Annotated in this window: 21 protein-coding genes; 13 read left to right on the top strand and 8 right to left on the bottom strand. The window is 43.5% G+C overall.

The window, feature by feature from the left end:
- Nucleotides 1-108: 108 nt before the first annotated feature.
- Nucleotides 109-1,734: a methyl-accepting chemotaxis protein gene (locus tag R7E29_RS04600; protein ID WP_042522778.1), complete on the bottom strand. Its 1,626-nt coding sequence runs from the start codon at nucleotides 1,732-1,734 to the stop codon at nucleotides 109-111.
- Between the two features lie 293 nt (nucleotides 1,735-2,027).
- On the opposite strand from R7E29_RS04600, the gene queD reads away from it, so the two are divergent.
- On the top strand, nucleotides 2,028-2,390 hold the full coding sequence (gene queD, locus R7E29_RS04595; RefSeq protein WP_005376896.1) for a 6-carboxytetrahydropterin synthase QueD: 363 nt from the start codon (nucleotides 2,028-2,030) through the stop codon (nucleotides 2,388-2,390).
- Nucleotides 2,391-2,479: 89 nt separating this feature from the next.
- Here the strand turns inward: queD and R7E29_RS04590 are convergent, their stop codons facing one another.
- The 5 genes from R7E29_RS04590 to R7E29_RS04570 form a co-directional block, all read right to left on the bottom strand.
- Nucleotides 2,480-2,947 carry a GNAT family N-acetyltransferase gene (locus R7E29_RS04590; RefSeq protein ID WP_017820448.1) on the bottom strand — a complete coding sequence of 156 codons (468 nt, stop codon included), beginning with the start codon at nucleotides 2,945-2,947 and terminating at the stop codon, nucleotides 2,480-2,482.
- A 94-nt stretch (nucleotides 2,948-3,041) separates the two neighbouring features.
- Nucleotides 3,042-4,757, bottom strand: coding sequence for an EAL domain-containing protein (locus R7E29_RS04585; RefSeq protein ID WP_042522777.1), 1,716 nt, complete (start codon nucleotides 4,755-4,757; stop codon nucleotides 3,042-3,044).
- Between the two features lie 212 nt (nucleotides 4,758-4,969).
- Nucleotides 4,970-6,331, bottom strand: coding sequence for an L-serine ammonia-lyase (locus R7E29_RS04580; protein ID WP_042522776.1), 1,362 nt, complete (start codon nucleotides 6,329-6,331; stop codon nucleotides 4,970-4,972).
- Between the two features lie 97 nt (nucleotides 6,332-6,428).
- Nucleotides 6,429-7,682, bottom strand: coding sequence for an aromatic amino acid transport family protein (locus R7E29_RS04575; RefSeq protein ID WP_005388284.1), 1,254 nt, complete (start codon nucleotides 7,680-7,682; stop codon nucleotides 6,429-6,431).
- 345 nt (nucleotides 7,683-8,027) lie between these two features.
- Nucleotides 8,028-8,627 carry a CoA pyrophosphatase gene (locus R7E29_RS04570; RefSeq protein WP_005376901.1) on the bottom strand — a complete coding sequence of 200 codons (600 nt, stop codon included), beginning with the start codon at nucleotides 8,625-8,627 and terminating at the stop codon, nucleotides 8,028-8,030.
- A gap of 231 nt (nucleotides 8,628-8,858) precedes the next feature.
- On the opposite strand from R7E29_RS04570, the gene R7E29_RS04565 reads away from it, so the two are divergent.
- Both R7E29_RS04565 and R7E29_RS04560 read left to right on the top strand, forming a co-directional pair.
- The gene (locus tag R7E29_RS04565) at nucleotides 8,859-9,398 is read left to right on the top strand and encodes a heme NO-binding domain-containing protein (RefSeq protein WP_005388282.1); all 540 of its coding nucleotides are present in this window, start codon (nucleotides 8,859-8,861) and stop codon (nucleotides 9,396-9,398) included.
- 7 nt (nucleotides 9,399-9,405) lie between these two features.
- Nucleotides 9,406-11,106 (top strand): ATP-binding protein, encoded by a 1,701-nt coding sequence (locus tag R7E29_RS04560; RefSeq protein ID WP_005388280.1) that lies wholly within the window; start codon nucleotides 9,406-9,408, stop codon nucleotides 11,104-11,106.
- A 365-nt stretch (nucleotides 11,107-11,471) separates the two neighbouring features.
- Here R7E29_RS04560 and pabB read toward each other — a convergent pair whose 3' ends face one another.
- Entirely contained in the window at nucleotides 11,472-12,836 is a 1,365-nt protein-coding gene (gene pabB / locus R7E29_RS04555) for an aminodeoxychorismate synthase component 1 (protein ID WP_054577019.1), read from the bottom strand.
- A 270-nt stretch (nucleotides 12,837-13,106) separates the two neighbouring features.
- Between pabB and R7E29_RS04550 the strand changes: the two genes are divergently transcribed.
- From R7E29_RS04550 to R7E29_RS04515, 8 genes are all read left to right on the top strand, one after another.
- Nucleotides 13,107-14,624 carry a fumarate hydratase gene (locus tag R7E29_RS04550; protein WP_054577018.1) on the top strand — a complete coding sequence of 506 codons (1,518 nt, stop codon included), beginning with the start codon at nucleotides 13,107-13,109 and terminating at the stop codon, nucleotides 14,622-14,624.
- A gap of 174 nt (nucleotides 14,625-14,798) precedes the next feature.
- Nucleotides 14,799-14,984: a hypothetical protein gene (locus R7E29_RS04545; protein ID WP_005376906.1), complete on the top strand. Its 186-nt coding sequence runs from the start codon at nucleotides 14,799-14,801 to the stop codon at nucleotides 14,982-14,984.
- A 255-nt stretch (nucleotides 14,985-15,239) separates the two neighbouring features.
- Nucleotides 15,240-16,616 carry a YcjX family protein gene (locus R7E29_RS04540; RefSeq protein WP_054577017.1) on the top strand — a complete coding sequence of 459 codons (1,377 nt, stop codon included), beginning with the start codon at nucleotides 15,240-15,242 and terminating at the stop codon, nucleotides 16,614-16,616.
- Nucleotides 16,613-17,653 carry a YcjF family protein gene (locus R7E29_RS04535; protein WP_005388274.1) on the top strand — a complete coding sequence of 347 codons (1,041 nt, stop codon included), beginning with the start codon at nucleotides 16,613-16,615 and terminating at the stop codon, nucleotides 17,651-17,653. The genes R7E29_RS04540 and R7E29_RS04535 overlap by 4 nt, the downstream gene beginning before the upstream one ends.
- A gap of 100 nt (nucleotides 17,654-17,753) precedes the next feature.
- Nucleotides 17,754-19,298 carry a transcriptional regulator TyrR gene (tyrR, locus tag R7E29_RS04530; RefSeq protein ID WP_054577016.1) on the top strand — a complete coding sequence of 515 codons (1,545 nt, stop codon included), beginning with the start codon at nucleotides 17,754-17,756 and terminating at the stop codon, nucleotides 19,296-19,298.
- A gap of 36 nt (nucleotides 19,299-19,334) precedes the next feature.
- Nucleotides 19,335-19,919: a ribosomal protein S5-alanine N-acetyltransferase gene (rimJ, locus tag R7E29_RS04525; protein ID WP_005388271.1), complete on the top strand. Its 585-nt coding sequence runs from the start codon at nucleotides 19,335-19,337 to the stop codon at nucleotides 19,917-19,919.
- Between the two features lies 1 nt (nucleotide 19,920).
- Nucleotides 19,921-20,508, top strand: coding sequence for an HD domain-containing protein (locus R7E29_RS04520; RefSeq protein WP_005376917.1), 588 nt, complete (start codon nucleotides 19,921-19,923; stop codon nucleotides 20,506-20,508).
- Nucleotides 20,509-20,521: 13 nt separating this feature from the next.
- On the top strand, nucleotides 20,522-20,995 hold the full coding sequence (locus tag R7E29_RS04515) for a DUF2947 domain-containing protein (protein WP_017636094.1): 474 nt from the start codon (nucleotides 20,522-20,524) through the stop codon (nucleotides 20,993-20,995).
- 43 nt (nucleotides 20,996-21,038) lie between these two features.
- On the opposite strand, the gene R7E29_RS04510 is transcribed toward R7E29_RS04515, so the two are convergent.
- Nucleotides 21,039-22,001 (bottom strand): integron integrase, encoded by a 963-nt coding sequence (locus tag R7E29_RS04510; RefSeq protein ID WP_017636093.1) that lies wholly within the window; start codon nucleotides 21,999-22,001, stop codon nucleotides 21,039-21,041.
- Nucleotides 22,002-22,234: 233 nt separating this feature from the next.
- Between R7E29_RS04510 and R7E29_RS04505 the strand changes: the two genes are divergently transcribed.
- Nucleotides 22,235-22,681, top strand: coding sequence for a GNAT family N-acetyltransferase (locus R7E29_RS04505; RefSeq protein WP_017821421.1), 447 nt, complete (start codon nucleotides 22,235-22,237; stop codon nucleotides 22,679-22,681).
- Between the two features lie 150 nt (nucleotides 22,682-22,831).
- Nucleotides 22,832-23,512, top strand: a complete 681-nt coding sequence (locus R7E29_RS04500) for an AbiV family abortive infection protein (RefSeq protein WP_136977403.1) — start codon at nucleotides 22,832-22,834, stop codon at nucleotides 23,510-23,512.
- Nucleotides 23,513-23,696: the final 184 nt, after the last annotated feature.

The raw sequence follows: 23,696 nt of genomic DNA, 5'->3' as shown, positions 1-23,696 counted from the left end.
AACAAGCTAAGCGCTGAGTTGGGTAGCATTTTACAGATTCAACGAGACATATTACCTGTCAATTCGCTCGCATCAACCTTTATATTCGTTTTGATGGGGAGAATCTCTCTATTTATTCACTCTTTTGTGCTCTGAAAGTGTGAATTGGTTTAGTAATTGCTCTAAACGTTCGGATAGATGCTCTAAATCAACACTAATATCACGCGTGTGCGATGCTGATTGCGATGTGTCGTTAGCATGCAGTGTGATCACATCTATTTTAGATTGAATATGCTGACTTACATCAGATGTGGTTTGCGTCTGGTTTTGGATATCTTCTGCATGTCTGAGCACTTGGCGCATTTCGTCAACAACGTTATGCATTGTGGCTGATAGTGCCTCGACATCGACAGAGCGTTGATGAGCAAACTGGCAGACGGTATCAACAGAAGTTAATGACTCTTCACTTCCTTGCTGGAATTGAGAAATGATATGTTCAATATTACCAGTGGCCTCAGCCGTCCTAGAAGCCAGGTTACGCACTTCTTCCGCGACGACCGCAAAACCGCGCCCTTGCTCTCCGGCACGGGCGGCTTCAATAGCAGCATTCAACGCGAGCAGATTGGTTTGTTCTGCAATACCCTTAATAACCACAAGAATGGACGACACTTCTTCGGTTCTTTGGTTTAGAGAGCTGATTTTTTCCCGTACGGTATCAATGTTACTTACTAGTTGTTTGATGTCTTCACTTACATTGTGTGCTTGGCTTGCACTATGAGTGGCGACATCAACGGTGTGATTGACCAAAACAGTAGCGTTGTTAGTCGAGTCCTCAACAGCAGTTTGTTGCTGCAGCATATCGGTGATATTGCTTTGTACTTCGCTGGTCTCTAGCTGTTGGTTATTGGCCGCTTTATCTGTGGACTGCGCGACAGCAGTTAGTTTACTCGCGGAGTCGGCAAGTGAGTGAGAGGTGTCTTGCACACGTTCTAAGCTTTCGGAGACCGTGTCCATGAATGAATTGATGGCTGTAGAAAGTTGGCCCACTTCATCCTGTTGGTGATGCATCAGTCGTTGAGATAGATCTTTACTATGGCTCACATTCGACATGAATTTCGACGTTCTTTGAATTGGTCGTACAATGATTTTCTGAATCAAACTCATCGTTATGATGAAGCCCACAAATGCGATTACGGCCATTATTCCCATCGCAAACATTGCCTGTTTACTGATCATTGAATTGACATGATTCATGTTGTATTCCAAGCGAATCGCGCCCAACACTTCTCCTGCTGGTGCAACGTGGCAAGAAACGCAGTTGGTGCCACGGTAATTTTCGCTCGATTTCATTGGTAGTGCGACTACTAACCCTTTGCCCCAATCGGCTGAGATTGGTTCAATCACCAGTTCACCATTCAACGCTCGTTGATCAATATCATCGACAGGCTGCTGGTTTTGTTGCCCAGGTCCGTAAAGTTTGGTCACAGTATCAGCTCGCAACACGCGAACTGCTTCAATGCCTTCTTGGGCCAGGGCCTTTTGACGTAAGGTTTCTTTTTGCGACATGGTGCCCGTAAGCATCATCATATTTAGGCTATCGAAATAATTACTAGCCTTATCATGGAGTTGTTCACTAAGAACATCATTGATTAAGGTTTTTTGTTGATGGTATTGGTAAGCCGTAGAGGCAGCTAGAACGCAGCTGAAGACAGCAATTAACGCCAGTAAGAGCTTAAAAGTGATAGTTGAGCGCATAAATTTATAAGTGTAATTGGAACGAACTGCACAATATTAATGTGCACAAATGCGCACTGCGAACAACGAAATGAATGATTGTGACCCCACACATGTTGGGGATATGTAATTGTGATGTGAGTGCTGTGTAATCAAATGTTTGGCGCGTGACAGAAATACGGCGCTTTGGTGTGAGTGATAGCAAAGAGGCCAGGAACCAGCGGAAGTTTTTGCTACGCTTGTATGGGGTAACGCTTGTCTCTTGGCAGCGAATTCCTTAGTATTGCCTGTCTTTTTAAAGCCTGAGAATCAAGATGAAAACAGAATTATACAAAGAGTTTATGTTCGAAGCAGCACACCATTTGCCACACGTACCAGAAGGTCACAAGTGTGGTCGTTTGCACGGACACTCTTTCCTTGTTCGTCTTTATGTAGAAGGTGAAGTTGATCCACATACAGGTTGGGTAGTGGATTTTGCAGAGATCAAAGCTGCATTTAAACCAATTTACAATCGCTTAGACCATTACTACCTAAACGACATTGAAGGGTTAGAGAACCCGACTAGCGAAGTGTTAGCAAAATGGATTTGGCAGCAGCTTAAGCCAAGCTTACCACTGCTAAGTAAAGTCGAAATCAAAGAAACGTGCACAGCGGGTTGTATTTACAAAGGCGAATAAGTCACTTTCTATTGAGCATTAAACAAAGGCAAGCGAGAAGCTTGCCTTTGTTGTGTCTGAATGGCCCAATTTTGATTATGCTTCACCAGCTAGCTTAATGGGTGTCGTAGAATCCATTCTTTTTCATTATCACCCAATGTTGTTTCCTCTGTATTAATGAATCCGCACGCATCAAGAAAACTGATAGCGTATTGCTGACTTTGTGGGACAGTGGCGCAAAGAGAGGTGCTTTTAGGGTTAATGGTATACGCATAAAGGAACAGTTTACGCAATGCCTCACTCCCAACCCCTTGACGTTGGAAACGTTGATCAATCATCAAGTACTTAAGCTCCAGTTCGTATCGTTTAGCAAACGGCGCATGTTGGGAGAAACCTTTATCGATAACAAGATAGCCTACTAATAGATCATCAGAATAAATCGTAAAGAACGCCTCTGACTTACTACGTTTTTGATAAGCCATTTCAAACGGTGTAAAAAATCCTTTTTGCTCTTCTTGCACATCCAATTGCATCAAACTTGAAAAATCTTTCAGTTTGGTGGGTTTAATCGCAATCATCGCTCAATCACAAATTGGCGGCATACCTTTATGCCACCACGAGTTTTTATAGAGTATTAGATCTATTTTAAGTAACTAACCGAGTGAAGAAAAGCTAGCAATGAAGAGGGTAATAATAACCTTGGTGAATATAGGCGCCCAATGTTGTGAGTAAGTGAGCACTGTCTGCCGTTTCTACGCCTTCAACAATGACCGTGCAGCGATACGTATTGCCCATAGCAATTAACTGACGCAAGGTTTCTATCTTTTTATCATCAGATTTTAGGCCAATAACAAATTCTCGGTCGATTTTGAGGTAGTCCGGATTCAGCTTGCTGATAAGCGCCACATTATTATTGCCGGTGCCAAAGTCATCAATACTGATTTTACAATCCAGAGCTTTTAGTTTCGCGACATTGTCATAAATCTCAGAGGTATAGTACATCGATGCATTTTCTGTGATTTCGATTGTCAGCAAACGGCAATCCCGATTAGATAGCTCTCTATATAGGATTGAAAAGTTACGCCCTCGCAGCAAAGAAGGACAAACGTTAATGCTGATAGGGATGGGCAACGCTTTTTGTTTGGTGTAGATGGAATCAATCACCAGTAAGGTATGAGTTAGCAGCAATCCATTGCGGATCAGTGTTTCAATAAACCGTTGCGTATTTTTTACCTTAAACCGGGAGAGGGCTTCGTAGTGCACAATCTTTTGTGCCGAAGTGTTATAAATCGGCTCCAGTTTTATTTTGAACTGTCGAATTGCGCACAAGTAAGCCATAAAGGCTTGTAGGGAGCGGTGACGCAGTATAATGAGAAAAAGTAAGCTCAGTAGAATGATACTTTGAAACGGCCCAGAGATGTAATACACCTCTTTATAGCCACTATTCTTTACGTGATAATTGAAAAAGCGTTCATTGGTGTTACCAATCTCTAACGACGTTCCGGTATTCGTTGATAGCTTCATACCGGAAAGAAAAAAACGTGAAATATGATTTTCAACATTGTCGGATAAGTTAATGTTTTTAACACGAACCAAAACAGTTGCGTTATTTAAGTCAAATGATTGGGTAGTGTAATTGCTATTGTTACTCCACTCTTCAAACGCTTTTTTGCTGACAGGGACAACGGTTTCTGGAGTGACTAAGCATCGAATATTGAAACGATCTAGCATCATGCTCGACTCCACCAACTTCACATTATCAAATAGTGACTTCAGTTCGCTTTCATTAGCAAAGCAACTCCTGCGGGAAAGGTTCTCTGCAATTTCGAAGGCGTTATCCAGATAATTATGTTTAACGATGCTGTTTATCGCGTAGTAACAGATAGCAAAGAAAATGATCGCAGTGATCAACACAACCCACATTGCTTCTGAATAGATCTTTTTATTACGCAGGCAAATACGAAGCGCTTTGCGAAGACTATTGGTTGTGTATTGATTGATCTTCTGTTGATGTTCGATGCCATTCTGATGGTTATTTTGCATAGTAAAAGGAATGAAGTATCCGGTCCGGTGAATGTTTTCGATAATGTTTTTGTTAGTGGTTAAATGTTCTTCCGTGAGCTTGCGAAATTTCTTTCTTAGAGCGGCCACCGCGTTTTTAAAGCCATTTTCAGGCAGTGTCATTTTGTATTGTTGAGTGATTTTGCTTTCTATTAACCGCTGACTAATCGGCGTATTTAAACTGCCGTATGTGGCGATAGTTGACAGAATGGCGTACTCATTTGGGTTGACAGGAATGGAGTGGTGGAGTGACTGATTGAGCTCTAGAGATATTTCGTTTTCGGACAAGCAAACGCAGATTTGGTTTCCAATTTCAAACCTAATCATGTGTTGATGTGCTCCAAGTTTAATTTTTGGCTACGTTATCAATAAAGCTAGGGAAGAGATGTGATTTTTTACTGAGATATCCATAATATTTGGATATATTCAACGTTTTAGGTTTTTTTTTACTTGTCCTGATAACGTATTCTCCTAGGTTTTTGGGGTATAAAAAAACCCGAGCATAAACTCGGGTTTTGATTGGTATTCAGAAAGTCGTATTAGCAAATCACTTTGATTGCTAGACCACCTTGAGATGTTTCGCGGTATTTCGCGTTCATGTCTTTACCTGTTTCTAGCATGGTTTCGATAACCTTATCTAGAGAAACAGTTGGAGCTGAAGAGCGACGTAGTGCCATGCGAGTTGAGTTGATTGCTTTTACTGCCGCAATACCGTTACGCTCGATACATGGAACCTGAACCTGACCTGCAACTGGGTCACACGTTAGACCTAAGTTGTGCTCCATCGCGATTTCTGCTGCCATACATACTTGCTCTGGGCTACCACCCATAAGCTCAGCAAGGCCTGCTGCTGCCATAGAACATGCCACGCCAACTTCACCCTGACAGCCAACCTCTGCACCAGAGATAGACGCGTTGCGCTTGTAAAGACCACCGATTGCGCCAGAAGCCGCAAAGTAACGGATGTAATCTTTTTCAGTCACAGTTTGGATGAACTTATCGTAGTAAGCCAGTACCGCAGGGATGATGCCACACGCACCGTTAGTTGGTGCTGTAACAACGCGGCCACCTGCTGCGTTCTCTTCGTTTACTGCGAAAGCAAACATGTTTACCCAATCAACAACAGACATTGGGTCGTTTGTCGTCTTTTCTGAAGTAAGTAGCTGCTGGCGAAGTGCTGCTGCACGACGAGGCACGCGTAGTGGACCAGGCAAAATACCTTCTTCATTCATACCGCGATCCATACACTCGCGCATTGTGCGCCAGATGTTCGCGAAATAAGTACGAGTTTCTTCATCTGAATGAAGCGCATGCTCATTCTTCATGGTTAGTGCGCTGATGGACAATCCACTTTCGTGGCATTGGTTAACCAGTTCCTCTGCCGTTGTAAACGGGTAAGGTACTTTTACTGGGTTCTCAGCTTCTTTACCGAAATTTTCTTCATCAACGATGAAACCACCGCCGATAGAGTAGTAAGTCTTTGAGTACACTTTTTCGTCTTCGATCCACGCGTGGATCTGCATGCCGTTTTCGTGTAGCTCTAGGTTTGTTTTGTGGAAGTTCATTCCACCTTCACGTGGGAACGATACTGTGTGACAGTGCATGCCAACAGGAAGGCGTTCAGTTTCTTCTACACGAGCGATAAAGCCCGGGATAGAATCGATATCAACTTTCTCAGGAGTGTTGCCTGCAAGACCCATGATGATAGCAATATCTGTGTGGTGACCTTTCCCTGTCAGTGATAGTGATCCATAAACGTCAACGGTGATTTTAGTGATGTCGCGCAGTTTTCCCATTGCACGAAGATCATCAATAAACTCTTTACCCGCTTTCATTGGGCCTACAGTGTGTGAGCTTGAAGGTCCAACACCGATTTTATAGATATCAAAAACACTAATCATATCGATTACCTCAGAAGAAAGCCTCCCAAGGGGAGTTGGGAGGCTTAATTTTATCGTTATATTTTTGGATTAATCATACTGCACTGGGCAGAGATGATTAAAGAGCGCCGTAGATTACAGAACTAATTGCAGCAAGACCACAGATTGCTGTGAAAATTTGCACAGGTGCTGAAGTTTTGTACTTAGCCATCGCAGGAACTTTTTGCATTGCGAAGATTGGCATCAAGAATAGGATTGCCGCAATCATTGGTGCACCCATTGTTTCAATCATACCTAGGATGCTTGGGTTAACGATAGCAACGATCCAAGTTGTGATTACAATGAAGATTAGAGACATCTTCTCGATCTTGCTTACTGGTGATTTTGAACGAGATTTCACTAGACCAACTAGACCTTCGTGCGCACCTAAGAAGTGGCCAAAGTAGCTAGAGGTGATCGCTGCGAAAGCAACCAATGGACCCATGTAAGAGATCAGTGGAGATTCATGCACGTTTGCTAGGTAAGAGAGAACAGAGATATTTTGCTCTTGCGCCGTTGCTAGTTGCTCTGGAGACAGAGAAAGTACAACAGAGAAAACGAAGAACATAACAAAGCCCATCAGCATCATTGCTGCGCCACCAGTGATAGCGTCAGTTTTCTTAACTGCGTCATCACCATATACACGACGTTGCTCTTTAGAGAACTGAGAAATGATTGGGCTGTGGTTGAAAGAGAACACAATAACAGGGATTGCTAGCCAAACGATAGCTGGCATTGCACCCCAGTCAGGTGACACTTCCATCATTGAAGTGTTCCAACCAGGAATTAGGTATACAGACAGTGCTAGTAGGATGAACACGAGAGGGTAAACCATTGCTGAAGTTGCTTTCAGCATAAGCTCTTTACCGAATACTACGCCTGCTGTCATTGCAGCAATAAGTGCACCAGAAAGTAGCCAGCGAGGAATAGATTCCATGCCCATTTGGTTAACTAGGAAAGAGTCAACTGTGTTTGTGATACCAACACCGTAGATAAGTACGATTGGGTAGATAGCGAAGAAGTAAGCGAACGTAATAAGGTTTGCGCCAGTCTTACCAAAGTGCTCTTCTACTGTGTCGGTGATGTCCGCTTCAGGGTTTTTCGCAGAAAGAACGAAACGAGCTAAAGATTTGTGTGCGAACCAAGTCATTGGTGCTGCGATTAGGGCTAGGATTACTAATGGCCAGAAGCCACCTGCACCTGCTTTAATAGGAAGGAACAGTACACCTGCACCTACTGCCGTACCAAAAAGGGACAGACACCAGGTAAAGTCTTTGTAAGAAAACTTACTAGACGATTGTGCGGTAGAAACCGCAGAAGTAGTTGTATTCATTTTTTAGTTACTCATTTTGGGAACAGGAAATAAGTCGGGAGTAATTTTGCAAGATTTTACACTAGGAAAATTAGATCTAAATCATTTATTGCTTACGCTTATTGAATGATATGTCAAAAACCTGCTTTTTATCACGAAAATGATGTGCTACTCGTGATTTCTGCTAATGAGTAAAATTAGAAAAACTTATCAATAGGGCTGTTTGTATAAATTTATTTCACCGCAAGCGTTTGCGGTGAAAATGGAAAATTAATCTAATGTGAATGAATGTTTATGAAGCAACGTTTTATTAATATTGATGCGCATAATGATCGCGCCTATAAAAGCACCGATATCAACAACTGTTTAATGTGAAATAATATGTTTTTGCATTGATTCGATAATTTGTGCCGTCATGCCCCAGATGAAATGCTGTCTATATGGGATAGCAAATACACGATGACTGCTTCTTTTTAGGTCAAATTTGGTGCTATACAATTTTTTGGGGTTCAGAATATGGTTGGCAGGAACCTCAAAAACTGACTCTACTTCATTTGGGTCAATATGCGTTTTATATTCCGGAGAAACAAAAGCCAAAAAAGGTGTCACATTAAATTGACTAATCGTTGGTAGTGTAGGCAGTTGACCAAACACATGAATATGCTCATCTTCTATCCCAACTTCTTCTTTGGTTTCCCTTAAAGCGGTATTCACGAGCTGAATATCTTCCTGCTCATATTTGCCACCGGGAAAGCTGATTTGTCCCGGATGATGGCGTAAGTGGGCTGCACGCTTAGTCAGAATGACTTGTAACCCGTCATCGCGTTCCACAAAACCGATTAAGACTGCCGCATCTCTCAGGGACTTTTCTTTCATCCATTTCAGTCGTGCAAGGGACTCTTTGTGGTAGCCCGTTGGAAGCCGAAATTGAAAGTTCTGTAGTAAATGAGTTTTGTCGATAACCAAACTGAGTCCTTATTTATCGTGCCTAACCATTATTTATTATACTCAAAGACGGCAAAGCGTATGGCGTTATCGTTACTGGTTACCAAATAAAACATTCGCATTAAAGCACTCGCCAGCACTTTCCCTCTTTGTGTTGTGTGTCTCACTCTGCTTGAACATATTAATTTGAAACTTATAAGGTTATACACCATTCTTTATTTTAGGACGTCACTATAGGACAAGTATTGGCCAATGAAAGGGATTATTTTCACCGAGTTCATGGAGTTAGTAGAAGAGAAATTCGGTCTTGATGTGTTAGACCAAGTTCTCGATCTTTCTAACGATGAAGGTGTTTACACCGCTGTTGGTAGTTACGATCACAAAGACTTGGTTAAGTTGATCGTGAATCTCAGTAAAGTATCTGGTGTTCCCCCCGAGCAACTGCAAGAAGTGTTTGGAGAGTGCGTCTTTTTGAATTTACTTCGCTCCATTCCTAGTCACGCCAGTTTGCAACAGTGTGAAACGACGTTTCAATTTGTTCGCCATGTTGAAGACTTTATTCATGTCGAAGTTAAGAAGCTTTATCCTGATGCTAACCCTCCGCAATTTGATTTCATTAGTGAAAACCAATCCCAATTGGTATTTGACTACCACAGCGCAAGATGTATGTCTCACGTATGCTTAGGATTGATAAAAGGTTGTGCTGCACATTTTGGTGAGGTAGTTCATATCAAACATCAAAACCAGTCAGAAGATGGCAGCAAAGTACGTTTTTGGTTAGAGGCTCAATAAGAACGATATGACGGGAAGTTCCTCATTAGAAAGGAAACTCAAACGAGAAGTTGCATCAAGAAAAGCAGCTGAGCAGCTGTTGGAACAGAAAAGCTTAGAGTTATATGAATCCAACCAGCAACTCAGTGTTGCATTGAAAAAGCTAGAGCTTAAATCTAAAAAGGATCTTCGTAAGTTTGAGTTTGAAGAGCAAATTGATGCCACGTTGATTAAGTTCGGTCGTACTTTTTTATCGAGCACGTTCGATGAAGCAATGATAGCGAGCTTTATTGAGCAGCTCACTTCTAACTCGATCATTTCTGCGGCTTACTTGTTTCTTGACGCTACAAAGCTGAGCTCATTACGTCGTCATCACTTTGGTCACTTACAGCTTCGTCATAACAACGAGATTTTAACCTCTCCTAATTGGCAGGGAGAGAATTTGCATTTGCCAGTTATCATTGATGGGGAAACGGTTGGGGAGTTGATTTTCTCTGTGTTGCAAGATCAAATCGATCAGTCTTTTATTTCCAAACAGATGGAGCTCGTGTCTGACTTAGTTCATGGTGTTATTGGTCGACACTTAAGTTTAGAGCGAGAGGTCGAGCTGAGAAAGCGGGCTGAGGAATCAGAAAAAGCGACGAAGGAGTTTGTCGCCATGATTAACCATGAGCTGCGAACTCCTCTCAATGGCGTATTGGGTAGTGCGGAGTTATTGAGTCGAACCCAATTAGAAGAAGAGCAGCGTCAATACTTGAGCAATCTGACTCAATCAGGGGACTTATTGAGAGTTATCATTAATGATCTTCTTGATTTCAGTAAGATGAATGCCGGTATGATGGAAATCATACATAAAGTCTTTGCCTGGGAGGAACTTGAAAAAGCCATCATGGGTGTATTTGCAGCTAAGGCTGCGGAAAAACGCATCCATTTCTCTATCGACAAAAAGCTGGGGATCCCGGAATTTTTAGTCGGTGACTTAGAGCGTATTACACAAATTTTGGTTAACTTGGTGGGAAACGCGATTAAGTTTACTCACTTGGGTGGCGTCGTGTTACGGGTGGAATGGCTTAACGGCACGGCTTATTTTGAGGTTGAAGACACTGGTATTGGCATCCCAATAAAAGCACAGCCGTCACTCTTTGATCCATTTGTCCAAGTTGATCGCTCGGCGAAACGCAGCTTTGAAGGCTCAGGTTTAGGTCTCGCGATTTGTAAAAACCTTGTGGATTTGATGCAAGGTCAAATTAGCTTTGAAAGTGAAGAGCGCAAAGGGACAACTTTTAAAGTTGCTATTCCTCTTGAGGAAGGGCAAGCACAAGGCACAGCAGAGGGGGAATTGGTCACCATAGAGCGAAGCGATTTAGCAGGACGCTCAATATTAGTGGTTGATGACATCAGAATGAATCAAGTCATTGTTACTCAAATGCTGAAAAAACTCGACATCACACCTGATTTAAAAGCCAACGGCAAAGAAGCATTAGAAGCGGTGAAAAGTAAAGACTACGAACTGATATTCATGGACTGCCGAATGCCAGAAATGGATGGCTATGAGGCGACGATGTATCTGAGAGAGCGTGGCTTTACTCATCCTATTATTGCATTAACCGCTGGCACTACCATCGAAGAGCGTCAAAAGTGTATTGATTCAGGCATGGACGACATCCTCACTAAGCCGTACACCGCAACCGATATTGAACAGATTATGTGTAAGTGGCTTGAGCAGTAGACGCTGCCTTTTAAAAAAGAATTTTTGTTGGCCAACGGCTAAAAGCTAAAGTACATGCAAATAAAGCACACAAAAAACGCACCACGCTGGATAATGCCGATCATTTAACGATGTTTTTTGGGTCATTCTAGCGAGCCTTGGCGATACTGAGAATCTAGTAGCAGCACGATGAGCGGTTAATGAAACAAATTTGACCACAAAGTGCTTGAATAGAAGAACCTGTATCACGCTCTTTCGTCGCTGTGCAGGGTGATGAGATACAGAAATATGCCACTCGCTGTTAAACGAGCGGCATTATCCGTTCTGGAGGCATTTTAGATTGTTTTCGTCAATAGCATTAAAGCGACGTTGTCCGCGGTTGAAATCTACGATTGCAGCGCTGGTAAAATCTTTGAAAGCTTGTCCAACGTTTCTTGATACTCAGAGGCGCAATCGCTATCTGCCACGACGCCGCCGCCAGCCCAAGCGTAAAGTTTGTTTTGTTCCGCTACAAGAGTTCGGATAGTAATGCTGGTGTCCATACGACCATGGCGTGAAATGTAGCCAATACTGCCGCAATACGCGCTGCGTCGATGCGGCTCCAGTTCTTCAATGATCTGCATTGCGCGAACTTTAGGTGCGCCCGTAATTGAACCGCCTGGAAAACACGCTCGCAGCAAATCCGCAGGAGCGTATTGTTCATCCAAATTTGCACGAATGGTGCTCACCAAATGATGCACGGCAGGGAAGCTTTCAATATCGAACAGCTTTGGAACGTGAACGCTACCCGGTGATGCAACTCGACCAATATCATTACGCAGCAAATCGACAATCATCAGGTTTTCTGCCTGATCTTTTTCCGCTGTCTGCAAGTCATGGGCATTAGCGTTATCTTTCGTTGGATCTTCGCTGCGTGGGCGAGTACCTTTGATTGGTTTTGTTTCAATGACGCGATCTTTGAGCTCTAAAAAGCGCTCTGGAGAGATACTCAAAATCGAAGACTCAGGCATACGGATAAACGCTGAGAATGGCGCTTGGTTTGCGGACTCTAATTTCAGATACGCTTGCCACTCGCTGCCTTGATACGGTGCGTTAAAGCGCTGCGCCAAATTTATCTGATAACAGTCACCGCTCAACAAGTATTCTTGCACCTTGTCAAAGCGAGTAGCGTAGCTCTCTTTCGTCATGTTTGACTGCCAAGCACCAGACAAAGCGAAGTCAACGGTTTGTTCTGCTTTTTGCTCGTTTAACCACTGCCAAGCTTGCTCGATATTCTGACCAACTAGGCATGCTTTTTTAAGCTTGTGGTCAACAACAACGGCCCATTCATACAGACCTACCGCCATATCCGGCGTGTTGAGATCTTTTTCTGCCACTTCTGGCATCGTTTCTACGCGGCGACCTAAATCGTAACTGAAGTAACCGAGCGCACCACCAACAAAAGGCAAATCCAATTCTTTATTTAACTCTACGTGAGGAAGCCACTGTTCTTGCAATTGATGAAGCAGCGTGAATGGGTCATCTTGAGTTGAATAGGCATTCGATGGCGTTTCAACTTGTGTGTTGTCGGCAGTGGTTTCTAACGTTGCAATCGGGTTGGCGACCAACACATCGAAGCGGCTATCGATATGCGTTTTTGATGCAGAACGCAGCAACATCGCCCAAGGTAGGTGTTGAATGCGAGAAAAAAGGTGAAGAGCAAACTCTGGTGCGTATTCCAACGCTTTAAAATCAATGAATTGATTGTCCATGTTGTTCATTTGTGTAATTTGTGACAAAGAGATCGTTCACTGCATGGCATGTCATGGGCAGCAAGAGTATCATATTCCTCTGTGTAGCCAAACTCCCTCTATTCATAGGGTTTTGAGATGGTTTACAAGTAGGCAACTTCAGCATTTCGTGTGTCGATATCAGCCGTTCGACAATTGTTTATAAAAAACGAAGCTCAAAAGAGCAATAAGCTCAACAAACACGATTGAAGCCAAGCCAATAATGGAAGCATAACTATAACGAGGCATGTAATGACGGTAATACGCAAGCAGGATGTGATCAGCAGTGTCGCTGATGCGCTACAGTATATTTCTTACTACCACCCGCTAGACTTTGTTCAAGCTCTTGAAAAAGCCTATCACCGCGAAGAGAGTCAAGCCGCGAAAGACGCGATTGCTCAGATCCTAATTAACTCCCGAATGTCCGCAGAAGGTCACCGTCCAATTTGTCAGGATACTGGTATTGTGACGTGTTTCGTCAACATCGGTATGGGCGTGCAATGGGATTCGACCGACATGACGGTTCAGCAGATGGTAGATGAAGGTGTTCGACAAGCGTACACGAACCCTGATAACCCGTTGCGTGCGTCAGTACTTATGGACCCTGCTGGTAAACGTATTAATACCAAAGACAACACGCCTGCCGTCGTACATATCAACATGGTTCCGGGCGATAAAGTTGAAATTCAGATCGCTGCGAAGGGCGGCGGTAGCGAAAACAAAACTAAGATGGTGATGCTAAACCCATCTGACGATATTGCTGAGTGGGTAGAAAAAACGCTACCAACAATGGGGGCGGGCTGGTGTCCTCCTGGCATGCTTGGCATTGGTATCGGCGGTACGGCTGAAAAAGCAGCGGTATTGGCAAAAGAATCTCTAATGGAACACATCGATATTCAAGAGCTTATTGACCGTGGCCCACAAAACGCAGAAGAAGAGCTTCGTTTGGATATCTTCAATCGCGTGAACAAACTTGGTATCGGCGCGCAAGGCCTTGGCGGTTTGACGACTGTTGTCGACGTTAAAATCAAAACTGCGCCAACGCACGCGGCTTCTAAGCCTGTTTGTTTGATACCGAACTGTGCGGCGACTCGTCACGTGCACTTCACGCTTGATGGTGGCGGCCCAGCAGAGCTAACACCACCTAAACTAGAAGATTGGCCAGACATCACTTGGGAAGCGGGCGAAAATACGCGTCGCGTAAACTTAGATACAATTACTAAAGAAGAAGTACAAGAGTGGAAGACAGGCGAAACGGTTCTTCTATCAGGTAAAATTCTGACTGGTCGTGATGCTGCGCATAAACGTATTCAAGGCATGCTAGATAACGGTGAAGGTCTACCTGAAGGCGTAGATCTAAACGGTAAGTTCATTTACTACGTAGGCCCTGTCGATGCAGTTGGTGATGAAGTCGTTGGTCCTGCTGGCCCAACAACATCTACGCGTATGGATAAATTCACCGACATGATGCTAGAAAAGACCGGCATCATGGGCATGATCGGTAAAGCTGAGCGTGGCCCTGCAACGGTTGAATCTATCAAGAATCACAAAGCGGTTTACCTAATGGCTGTCGGTGGCGCTGCGTACTTGGTGGCGAAAGCGATCAAGAAAGCTCGCGTTGTCGCATTTGAAGATTTAGGTATGGAAGCGATTTACGAATTTGAAGTTGAAGATATGCCAGTAACAGTGGCTGTCGACTCAAATGGTGTTAACGCGCACCAAATTGGTCCAGACACTTGGAAAGTGAAAATTCAAGAGATGGAAGCATAAGGCAAAGGGCAATCTTGCTGCGTCTCAGTAGAGAGAATGTGACAAGGTGCTGATTTACCTAGCAAACAATTGACAAAAGTGCAGCGAAACCTGCACTTTTTGTCTATATAATTAAGGATATAAACCTTTAGGCATAGCAATCAAACGTTATGCGAACAATAATTAGGAGACGGCATGCCTCGTTTTATTCAGATTCTACAAATTATTCTTGCTGTAGTGATAGGTGGCTTTGTTGGCTATGACTTGATTCTTCACGGTATCAGCATCTTTGATGAAAAGTACGTGACCATCACATGTGTGTTGTGGTTGATTTTAGAAATCGCTCTATTTGTTATCTATAAGTTAATCGAAGACGACTAGGCTTAAAGAAAGCGGGTTCCTGTTTAACATAGTAATCAGCGCATATAGAGTTACTAATGCTGTAGATTAAGTAAGCCTCTGAACCACTCAGGGGCTTTTCTTTTTTAACACAGCATTAAGCCGGATGTTTTGTTCATCTTTTATTAAGGTATATAAAGTTAAACTCATAGGATTCGGGATAGAACAGTATTCATAGCTCGAAATTCGAAGTCGCTGACAACGTTGTTTTAAAGTGGAGTAAGATAAAGAAGCGTAATGAAGAGAATAAAGAAAGAAGTTAATGACTTTATCAACAGAGGTATGGACTCTAATGTTCGAATTGCTGTCACCGGACTTTCTCGTGCCGGTAAGACGGCATTCATCACGTCATTAGTGAATCAGCTTCTTCATACTGCAACCCATGACAATTTGCCTCTTTTGACTGCGGCTAGAGATAAGCGCCTTATTGGGGCGAAGCGTGAGCCTCAATCGAATATGATGGTGCCACGCTTTGCTTACGATGAGGCGATGAGCCAAATTCATGCCACTCCACCTCAGTGGCCAGTACCGACACGTGATGTGAGTGAGATTCGCTTAGCGCTCAAGTACAAACCAAATAAAACTACGAAAAAGCTGTTGAGTAAAACCGCAATTTTAAATGTTGATATTATCGACTATCCAGGAGAGTGGTTGCTCGACCTGCCTTTATTGGACATGGACTTTGCAACGTGGTCGCAAACTCAGTTTGATGCACTTAAAGGCCAGCGTGGCGATTTAGCCAAAGCTTGGCTTTCTGAACTGGAGAAAGTGGATCTCTTTGCAGAAGTGAATGATAAACTACTTGAGAAAGTTGCACACACATACACAGAGTACCTTCATTCTTGTAAAGACTCTGGCCTTCATTGGGTTCAGCCTGGCCGCTTTGTATTACCTGGTGAGCTAGCAGGCGCGCCGGTGCTACAGTTTTTCCCGTGTCGTGTTGATTCAGAAAGCAAAGCGCCCAAGGGCAGTAACTTAGCGATGCTAGAAGCCCGTTTTCAGGAATACCAACAGAAAGTCGTGAAAGCGTTTTATAAGCATCATTTTGCGACCTTCGATCGCCAGATTGTACTGGTGGATTGTTTGCAGCCTCTCAATGCTGGTGATGAAGCGTTTTACGACATGCGCCAAGCGCTAGAACAGATCATGCATAGCTTCCGTTATGGTCGTAGTAGCTTTTTGCGTCGTTTGTTCTCACCAAAAATCGACAAAGTGTTGTTTGCTGCTACAAAAGCGGATCATATCACGCCCGATCAGCACCCAAATTTGGTGTCTCTGCTCCAACAAATGGTGCATCCAGCGTGGCAAACGGCAGCCTACGAGAATATTGAGATGAGCTGCATGAGTATCGCTTCCATCCAAGCAACCACGACGGGGTTTATTTCCTCTGGAGATAAGACCATCCCGGCGTTACAAGGAACAACATTGGGTGGTGAGCCGATGACTATGTTTCCCGGAGAGGTGCCGAAAAAGCTACCAAATGCAGCGTATTGGCAAAACAACTGGTTTGATTTTACGTCGTTTCGTCCGATGCCCTCACCGAATGATGAGCCAATGAAGCACATACGCTTAGACAAAGCATTGGATTACCTGATTGGAGATAAATTGAAATGAGTGAGTTGAAGCAAAAACAAGTTTTCTCTGAAAAGGTAATGGAAAAAGAGCAGCAATCGAATCAACCGGAGTTGACGGCGCAGCAAACATTCGGCGAAAAAGAAACATTTGTACCTGTTGAAGTTAAAGAAGCGCACCAGGAGACCGAACAGGAATTGCAACTCGAGCATGTCATTCGTCCAAAATCGGGCAGAAAATGGCTCGCGACTGGCGCATTTGCAACTTTTGCTGGTCTGGTTGGCTGGCAAGCGGTGGACTCGGTTATAACCGCAATTCAGGCTTCTGATTGGCTAGCCTTAAGCTGGACGGGGTTTATTGCTGCGATCGCTTCGCTTGGTTTAGGAGCTATGGGTAAAGAGCTTTGGAAACTGCGAAAACTACGAAATCATTTTAGTGTTCAAGAAGAAGCAGAAGCACTTGTTAATAGTGAGAGCGTTGGGAAAGGGAAAGCCTTTTGCGAAACCGTAGCAGAACAAAGTGGTGTGATGGCAGAGAATCCGGGCTTTGATCGTTGGCAGAACAGTATTAACCCTGCTCATAGTGACGCTGAAATTCTTGATATGTATGACTCGATGGTTGTGAGCCAACAAGACAAGTTGGCAACGAAAATCGTATCACAGCACGCAACCGAGTGTGCGGCCCTAGTCGCCGTGAGCCCTCTGGCTGCCGCTGATATGTTGCTGGTGGCTTGGCGAAATTTCAAAATGATCGACAACCTCTCCAAGGTATATGGGGTAGAGCTAGGTTATGCATCTCGCATCAAGTTACTAAGAGCGGTATTTGTCAATATGGCGGCGGCTGGTGCCAGTGAGCTCGCTATTGATGCCAGTATGGATTTGATGTCGATGGATCTTGCTGGCAAAGTTTCTGCTCGTGCGGGGCAGGGACTAGGTGTTGGTATTCTAACGGCACGTTTGGGCTTGAAAGCGATGACCTTATTGCGTCCACTACCCTGGTATCCTGACCGTCAGGTTAAGTTGGGCACCATACGCAAGGCAGTGGCGGCGAAAGTTGCATCAATTACGATGAAACCGTAACGAATATCAACTTTGATGGATAGGATTGCTTGACGCCATTCCAAGCATGATAGAAACTACTGTCAACTTTTCCTGACAGTTGTGAATTGGGATATTTTAAGTGCGTCTTGAAGTCTTATGTGAAGATCGACTCGGCTTGACCCGAGAACTGCTCGATATTTTAGCGTCTAAAAGCATCGACTTGCGTGGTATCGAAATCGATATTAGCGGTATTATCTATTTGAATTGCCCAGATATTGATTTTGATACGTTTAGTGAGCTGATGGCTGAAATCCGCCGTATTCCGGGGGTGAAAGACGTACGTAAAATCCAGTTTATGCCGATGGAGCGCCACAATACGGAGCTGCTCTCGTTAGTTGATAACTTGCCCGATCCGGTTTTTGCCATTGATCTTAAAGGTGCCGTAGACATGGCAAACATGTCTGCACTTTCATTGCTTGGCCTTCACAAGCAAGAAGTGATTGGTACTCAAATCGGTGCTTTGTTACCAAGTGTTCGTTTCTCTCGTTGGTCTGAAGGTGTTAATGGTCGAACGCGGGAAAACCTTGTGATTGATGGCTTGGACTATGTTCTAGAGTTGATGCCCGTTTATATCCGAGACGAAGCGCAAAACTCGACTCTAGCGAGTACTCTAATGACGATTCGCTCTAGTCAGCAAGTTGCCAGAATTGAAGAAGCGCTACCGCTGCATAATCCTCTGGGTTTTGAGCACTTTGTTGGTATATCGAACCGTCATAAAGCACTAATGAACCAAGCTAAAAAGCTGTCTGTGCTTGACCAACCATTGTTGATTGAGGGCGAAACGGGGACTGGTAAGGAAATGCTTGCTAAAGCTTGCCACAGCCGTTCTAGCCGCGCGAGCAAGCCATTCCTAGTTTTGAGTTGTGCTTCGATGCCTGACGATGTAGCAGAAACCGAACTTTTTGGTCATGCGCCGGGTTCATTCAATCATGAACAAGGCCACAAAGGCATCTTTGAGCAAGCAAATGGCGGCACGGTATTTCTTGATGAAATCGGTGAAATGAGTTCGCACCTTCAAATCAAGCTGTTACGTTTTCTACAGGATGGTAATTTCCGTCGTGTCGGTGCAGAAGATGAGATGCATGTCGATGTTCGTATCATCGCTTCAACAAAACATAACCTTGCCGAGCTTTCTGAAGCAGGAATGTTCCGTGAAGATTTGTATTATCGTCTCAACGTACTTACGCTCAGCATTCCTCCGTTACGTAAGCGCTCAAACGACGTTGCACCATTGCTTGAGTTGTTTGTGGCGAAACATGCTCAACAGCTTGGGATTGATAAGCCAGAGTTTGATGATGGTCTAGTTGATGCCCTTGCAAATTATCAGTGGCCAGGAAACATGCGCCAGCTGGATAACATGGTTCTTCGAGCGCTCACGGAAATGGATGGTGATATACTAAACGCGGATCACTTCAATTTACCTCAGCCTCAGTCAGTCGGCACTGGTAGTGCAACGCTTAACATCGACGGTTCTTTGGATGAGATCATGCGTGATTATGAATCTCAAGTTCTGGAACGTTTGTATCAGTCATTCCCATCAAGCCGCAAGCTTGCTAAGCGCTTGAATGTATCGCATACCTCAATCGCTAATAAACTGCGTGATTACGGTATACGTAAGAATTAATCGAATTGAACGAAAAGACGGGATTAATCATTTGTAATGGAAGATAACAGCTCATCTATCGCCGTTCATAAGTTGGACGGTGACTTGCTTCTTCGTACCGCTGAAATCGGTGACGCAGATATGATTGCCGAATATTTTCAAGCGAACCGAGAATACCTGAAACCGTTTGAACCGAAACGTGAAGAGGCTTTTTTCTCAGTGAACGGTTGGTTGCAAAAGCTTATCAAGCTCAATGAGCTGCATCGAATGGGATTGGGGTATTATTGCCTTTTAGTCAGAGCCTCTTCGGGTGAAATGCTAGGTACGATATCCTTTAGTAGTTTGAGTCGTTTTCCTTTTTATTCTTGTAACGTCGGATATTCTCTCGCTGAAAAAGCGCAAGGGCATGGTTATATGCGTCGTGGATTAACCATGGCTTGCGACTACATGTTTAACGTTCAGAAACTGCATCGTATTCAAGCTGGCTACATGCCTCACAATAAACGCAGTGAATCTGTGCTAGAGCATGTAGGGTTCAACCGAGAAGGGTATGCAAAAGATTACCTTTTGATTAATGGTGAGTGGCAAGACCACGTTCTAACGTCGCTTATTAATCCGAATTGGCAGCCAGAAGGACGATAGTATGGAACGATTGGAAAAGCAGTTAGCACTTGTAATCGAGCTCGATAAACTCAAAAGCATTTTGCGCCGAACTCGAGTTAAAAGTGCTGAAGGGCGCCTCGAAAATAGTGGTGAGCATAGTTGGCATGTCGCACTGATGGCAATATTGATGGAAGAGCATGCGAATGCACCTGTTGATATTTGCCGAGTGATGAAAATGTTATTGATACATGACGTAGTAGAGATCGACGCGGGCGATACCTTTGTTTATGATACTGCTGCGTCTCAAGAGCAAGCAGAAAAAGAAATTAGAGCTGCAGAGCGCTTGTTTGGTATGTTACCCAGCGATCAGGAGCAAGAGCTATTGGCGCTTTGGCATGAATTTGAAGCCGCGCAGACCGATGATGCTAAGTATGCAAAAGCACTCGATCGGTTAATTCCAATGCTCTTGAACTACCATAATAATGGTCAGAGTTGGAAGGAACATGGTGTCTCACGCGAACAAGCACTTACCATTAATAAACGAATTGAATTTGGCTCTGTTACCTTATGGGACAAAGCGAAAGAGTTGATTGAAGAAGCCACAGAGAAAGGTTGGCTGAAATCGTAATAAAGGAGACTGAATGTCTTATTTGCCTTTGGACGAATACCAAAGAAAATGGATTTTTACGCATCAGTCGATGCCTGTGCCAGAAGAAGATTTGGCTTTTATTAAGCCGATGAGCCAAGCCCGCTCAGCACAATTTTGGAAAGAAAATATCAGTGCTCAAAGCCCTGATATGGATAGACTAAGTTCCCAAGACTGGCCAATGAACGAGGCGAATTGGTCTGAAACTGTGGATTGGATGGCTGCGTGGGAGTCGGATGATCCTGACATGCCAGCGGAAGCTGAGGCACATATCGATTGGCAAGACGATGTAACCGTTTACTTTTGCTACGAGAAGTACAATGTCATCGAAACGAAATGGTCTATTTTTAAAAAGCACTGGAAGAACTTTCTCTTTTATGACGATGGTCCGATACTAATAGGACGTCGCCGTTCGCAAGCACTTTGGTTTGATTCAAAAGGCAATGTGAAACTCGGTGTTCGTCAATAAAGAGTTATAAAACAAAGCCACCTTTCGAGGTGGCTTTGTTTTTCTAAAGGCTGGATAATGGACTCAACACACCACCAGCCCCGCGCTCGATAACGTGAGTATAGATTTGCGTGGTTTTTACATCAGTATGCCCTAATTGTTCCTGAACAGTTCTAATGTCTGCGCCAGATTCCAATAAATGCGTGGCAAAACTGTGTCTTAGTGTGTGGCAAGTTACAGTTTTCTCAATGCTTGCGTCGCTTGCCGCGCGCTTTACCGCTCTTTGTATTGCGCTTTCATTGATATGATGCCTCCGGAGTTCACCAGTGTCTCGATCTGCGCTTAACTTTGTTGATGGAAACAAAAAGTGCCAGTTAAAATCTAGCTCCGCTTTTGGGTATTTACGTCGTAAACCTTCAGAGATATATACGCCCGCATAACCAGGCATGTGCCTATCTTTAAAGTAGTAGTTTCTTGCTAAATTAACTTGAGCTTTGAGTGGTTCATGTAGTTCTTTGGCTAATGTGACTGTACGATTTTTACCTCCTTTTCCTTGCCAAACGCGAACTGCACCATAATCATAATCGATGTCTTGAACTCTTAAGCGTAAACATTCCATAACTCGAAGCCCGGAGCCGTAAAGTAGCTGAATATGGAGTCTATACCTCGGGTCGATATGCTGAACGAATCTTCGGATCTCCTCCCTGGTTAACACAACGGGAAGTTTCTTTTCGGTCAAGGATTTCTGAAATCTCATATCAAGTGATAGTGGGGTTTTAAAATAATCACGATATAAAAATGATATTGAGTTCAGCGCCAAAGCTTGCGTTTTTACCGCAACTTTTTCTTCTACCGCTAAGTAACTCAGAAATTGAATGACATCATCTTCTGCTAGTGTTGATGGGTGGGCGAGCTGGTGAAAAGTGATAAAACGTTTTATCCAAAATAGATAACTTTCGATAGTTTTATTCGCATAATGACGAGTAAGCATGTGCTCTTTTACACTAAGTAAAAACTGACTTTTCATGATAAATTAACCTGTTTATTTATACAGCTCCGTTAATGTATCACCATTTTTGAAATTAGCGTGCTGTGCGCCGCCTAATTGCGCGCGCCACCACACATATTCATACTGTTTTTCTATTTGTTTCATGCATATAAGTGCTACGATTGATAGCGCTTTTGATAAGAAAGAAGGCGGTAGCCTGCCAGAAAAACGGCAAATCGCCGTATAGAAAGCGTTATGTGCTTGGAGGAAAAATGCAATATATCGAAGTCAAAAGTAGCCAGATTCCGCTAGATTTGCTGCTTGAAGCCGATCCTTCTGAAGCGAGTGTTTCTTCATATTTATCCGATTCATGGTGCTTCGCTGCACTAGATAATGGGCGTGTTTTAGCTGCTTGCATAGTGAAGCTACAAACCAATAGTCTTGCTGAGATATTCAATGTCTCTGTATATCCAAAGTTACAAGGTCAAGGTGTTGGTTCTGAATTGCTTAAGTCGGTTCTGTCTCAGTTATCAAGTAAGGGAATCTCACGTGTTGAACTGGGTACAGGCACCTTTGGCTATCAACTGACTTATTATCAGCGTCTTGGCTTTCGGGTTGACTCAATCGTCAAAGATTACTTTTTGCTGAATTATCCAGAGCCAATCTATGAAAATGGTATTCAACACAAAGACATGCTGAGATTGTACGTACAACTTTAGTACGCACATAACAAAGCGTTTAAGAGGGATTCTCAACGCATGGCAGTTTTGGTTCAAAGCTTAGCTTTTGTGTTTATGGCACAATGGTTTAAGTTGGGTGGCATCGCGTTGTTCACCCCTTAACGCGGCGTTAACTGTTTTAGAGGTAGTATGAAGCTTAAACGTTTAAGTAATTATAAGTATGAGAAAATTGCTTACGAGTCCCTAAAGAATGCACTTCGCTTGCATATGGATTCAATACTGTTGTTCAAGCATGGCTCTTACCCATCTGCATTTCAGTTGTCGGTTCTGTCCTTAGAAGAGTTCGCAAAGGCGAAGTGGGTTGATCATTGTTATTACATGACTCTTACGAATAATGGCTTTCCAAAGGAAGATGCTCCTGATTACGAAGTATTTGTAAAGTTTGAGCAGCAATGGCTCAAACTTCTCTATATGCACCCAGAGAAACAGTTTGCATTTATTGGTCGTGAACTTTTCGACTATTCACCAAGTTTTGTGAATCGAATCAAAGAGAAAAAGTTAGAGTTCCAAAAACAACAATCCACTTATGTGACACTCGAAAGAGGCAAAGGTAAAGTCGATACTACGAGTCAAATATCAATACCAAGTAAGAAGATAAACGAAGACGCAGCAAAACAAATGATCTCTTTGCTAAACCATGAGTTTGTTGAGATTCATGACTTGATTGTTGAAAATGACGGTTATTGGGGAATATGGGAAATGGATGAGGTAATTAATGAGAGAGACTATCCTCAGCTATTTACTTGGCCATACAGAACGGGTTTGAAGTCACGTAAGTGGAACAAAGTACATCATGAACAAAACAGTTAACAAACTGTTCAAGAGGGATTCGCAACGCGTGGCATTTTCACTATGCGTTGGTTTAAGTGTTTAAGGTGGTATGCGGCGACTTCGGTATTGCGTTGCTCACCCCTTAACAGGGCGTTATGCGTAATTGATGGAGTACCGAGAATTAGATGGAAGTAGTAGAAGCGGAAAAATCGGATTTAGATTC

It is taken from the genome of Vibrio sp. Vb1729, from assembly GCF_033338655.1.
Classification (GTDB): domain Bacteria; phylum Pseudomonadota; class Gammaproteobacteria; order Enterobacterales; family Vibrionaceae; genus Vibrio; species Vibrio alginolyticus.
The sequence above is the reverse complement of the archived record's forward strand: the minus strand, read 5'-3'. Positions and strand labels throughout refer to the sequence as shown.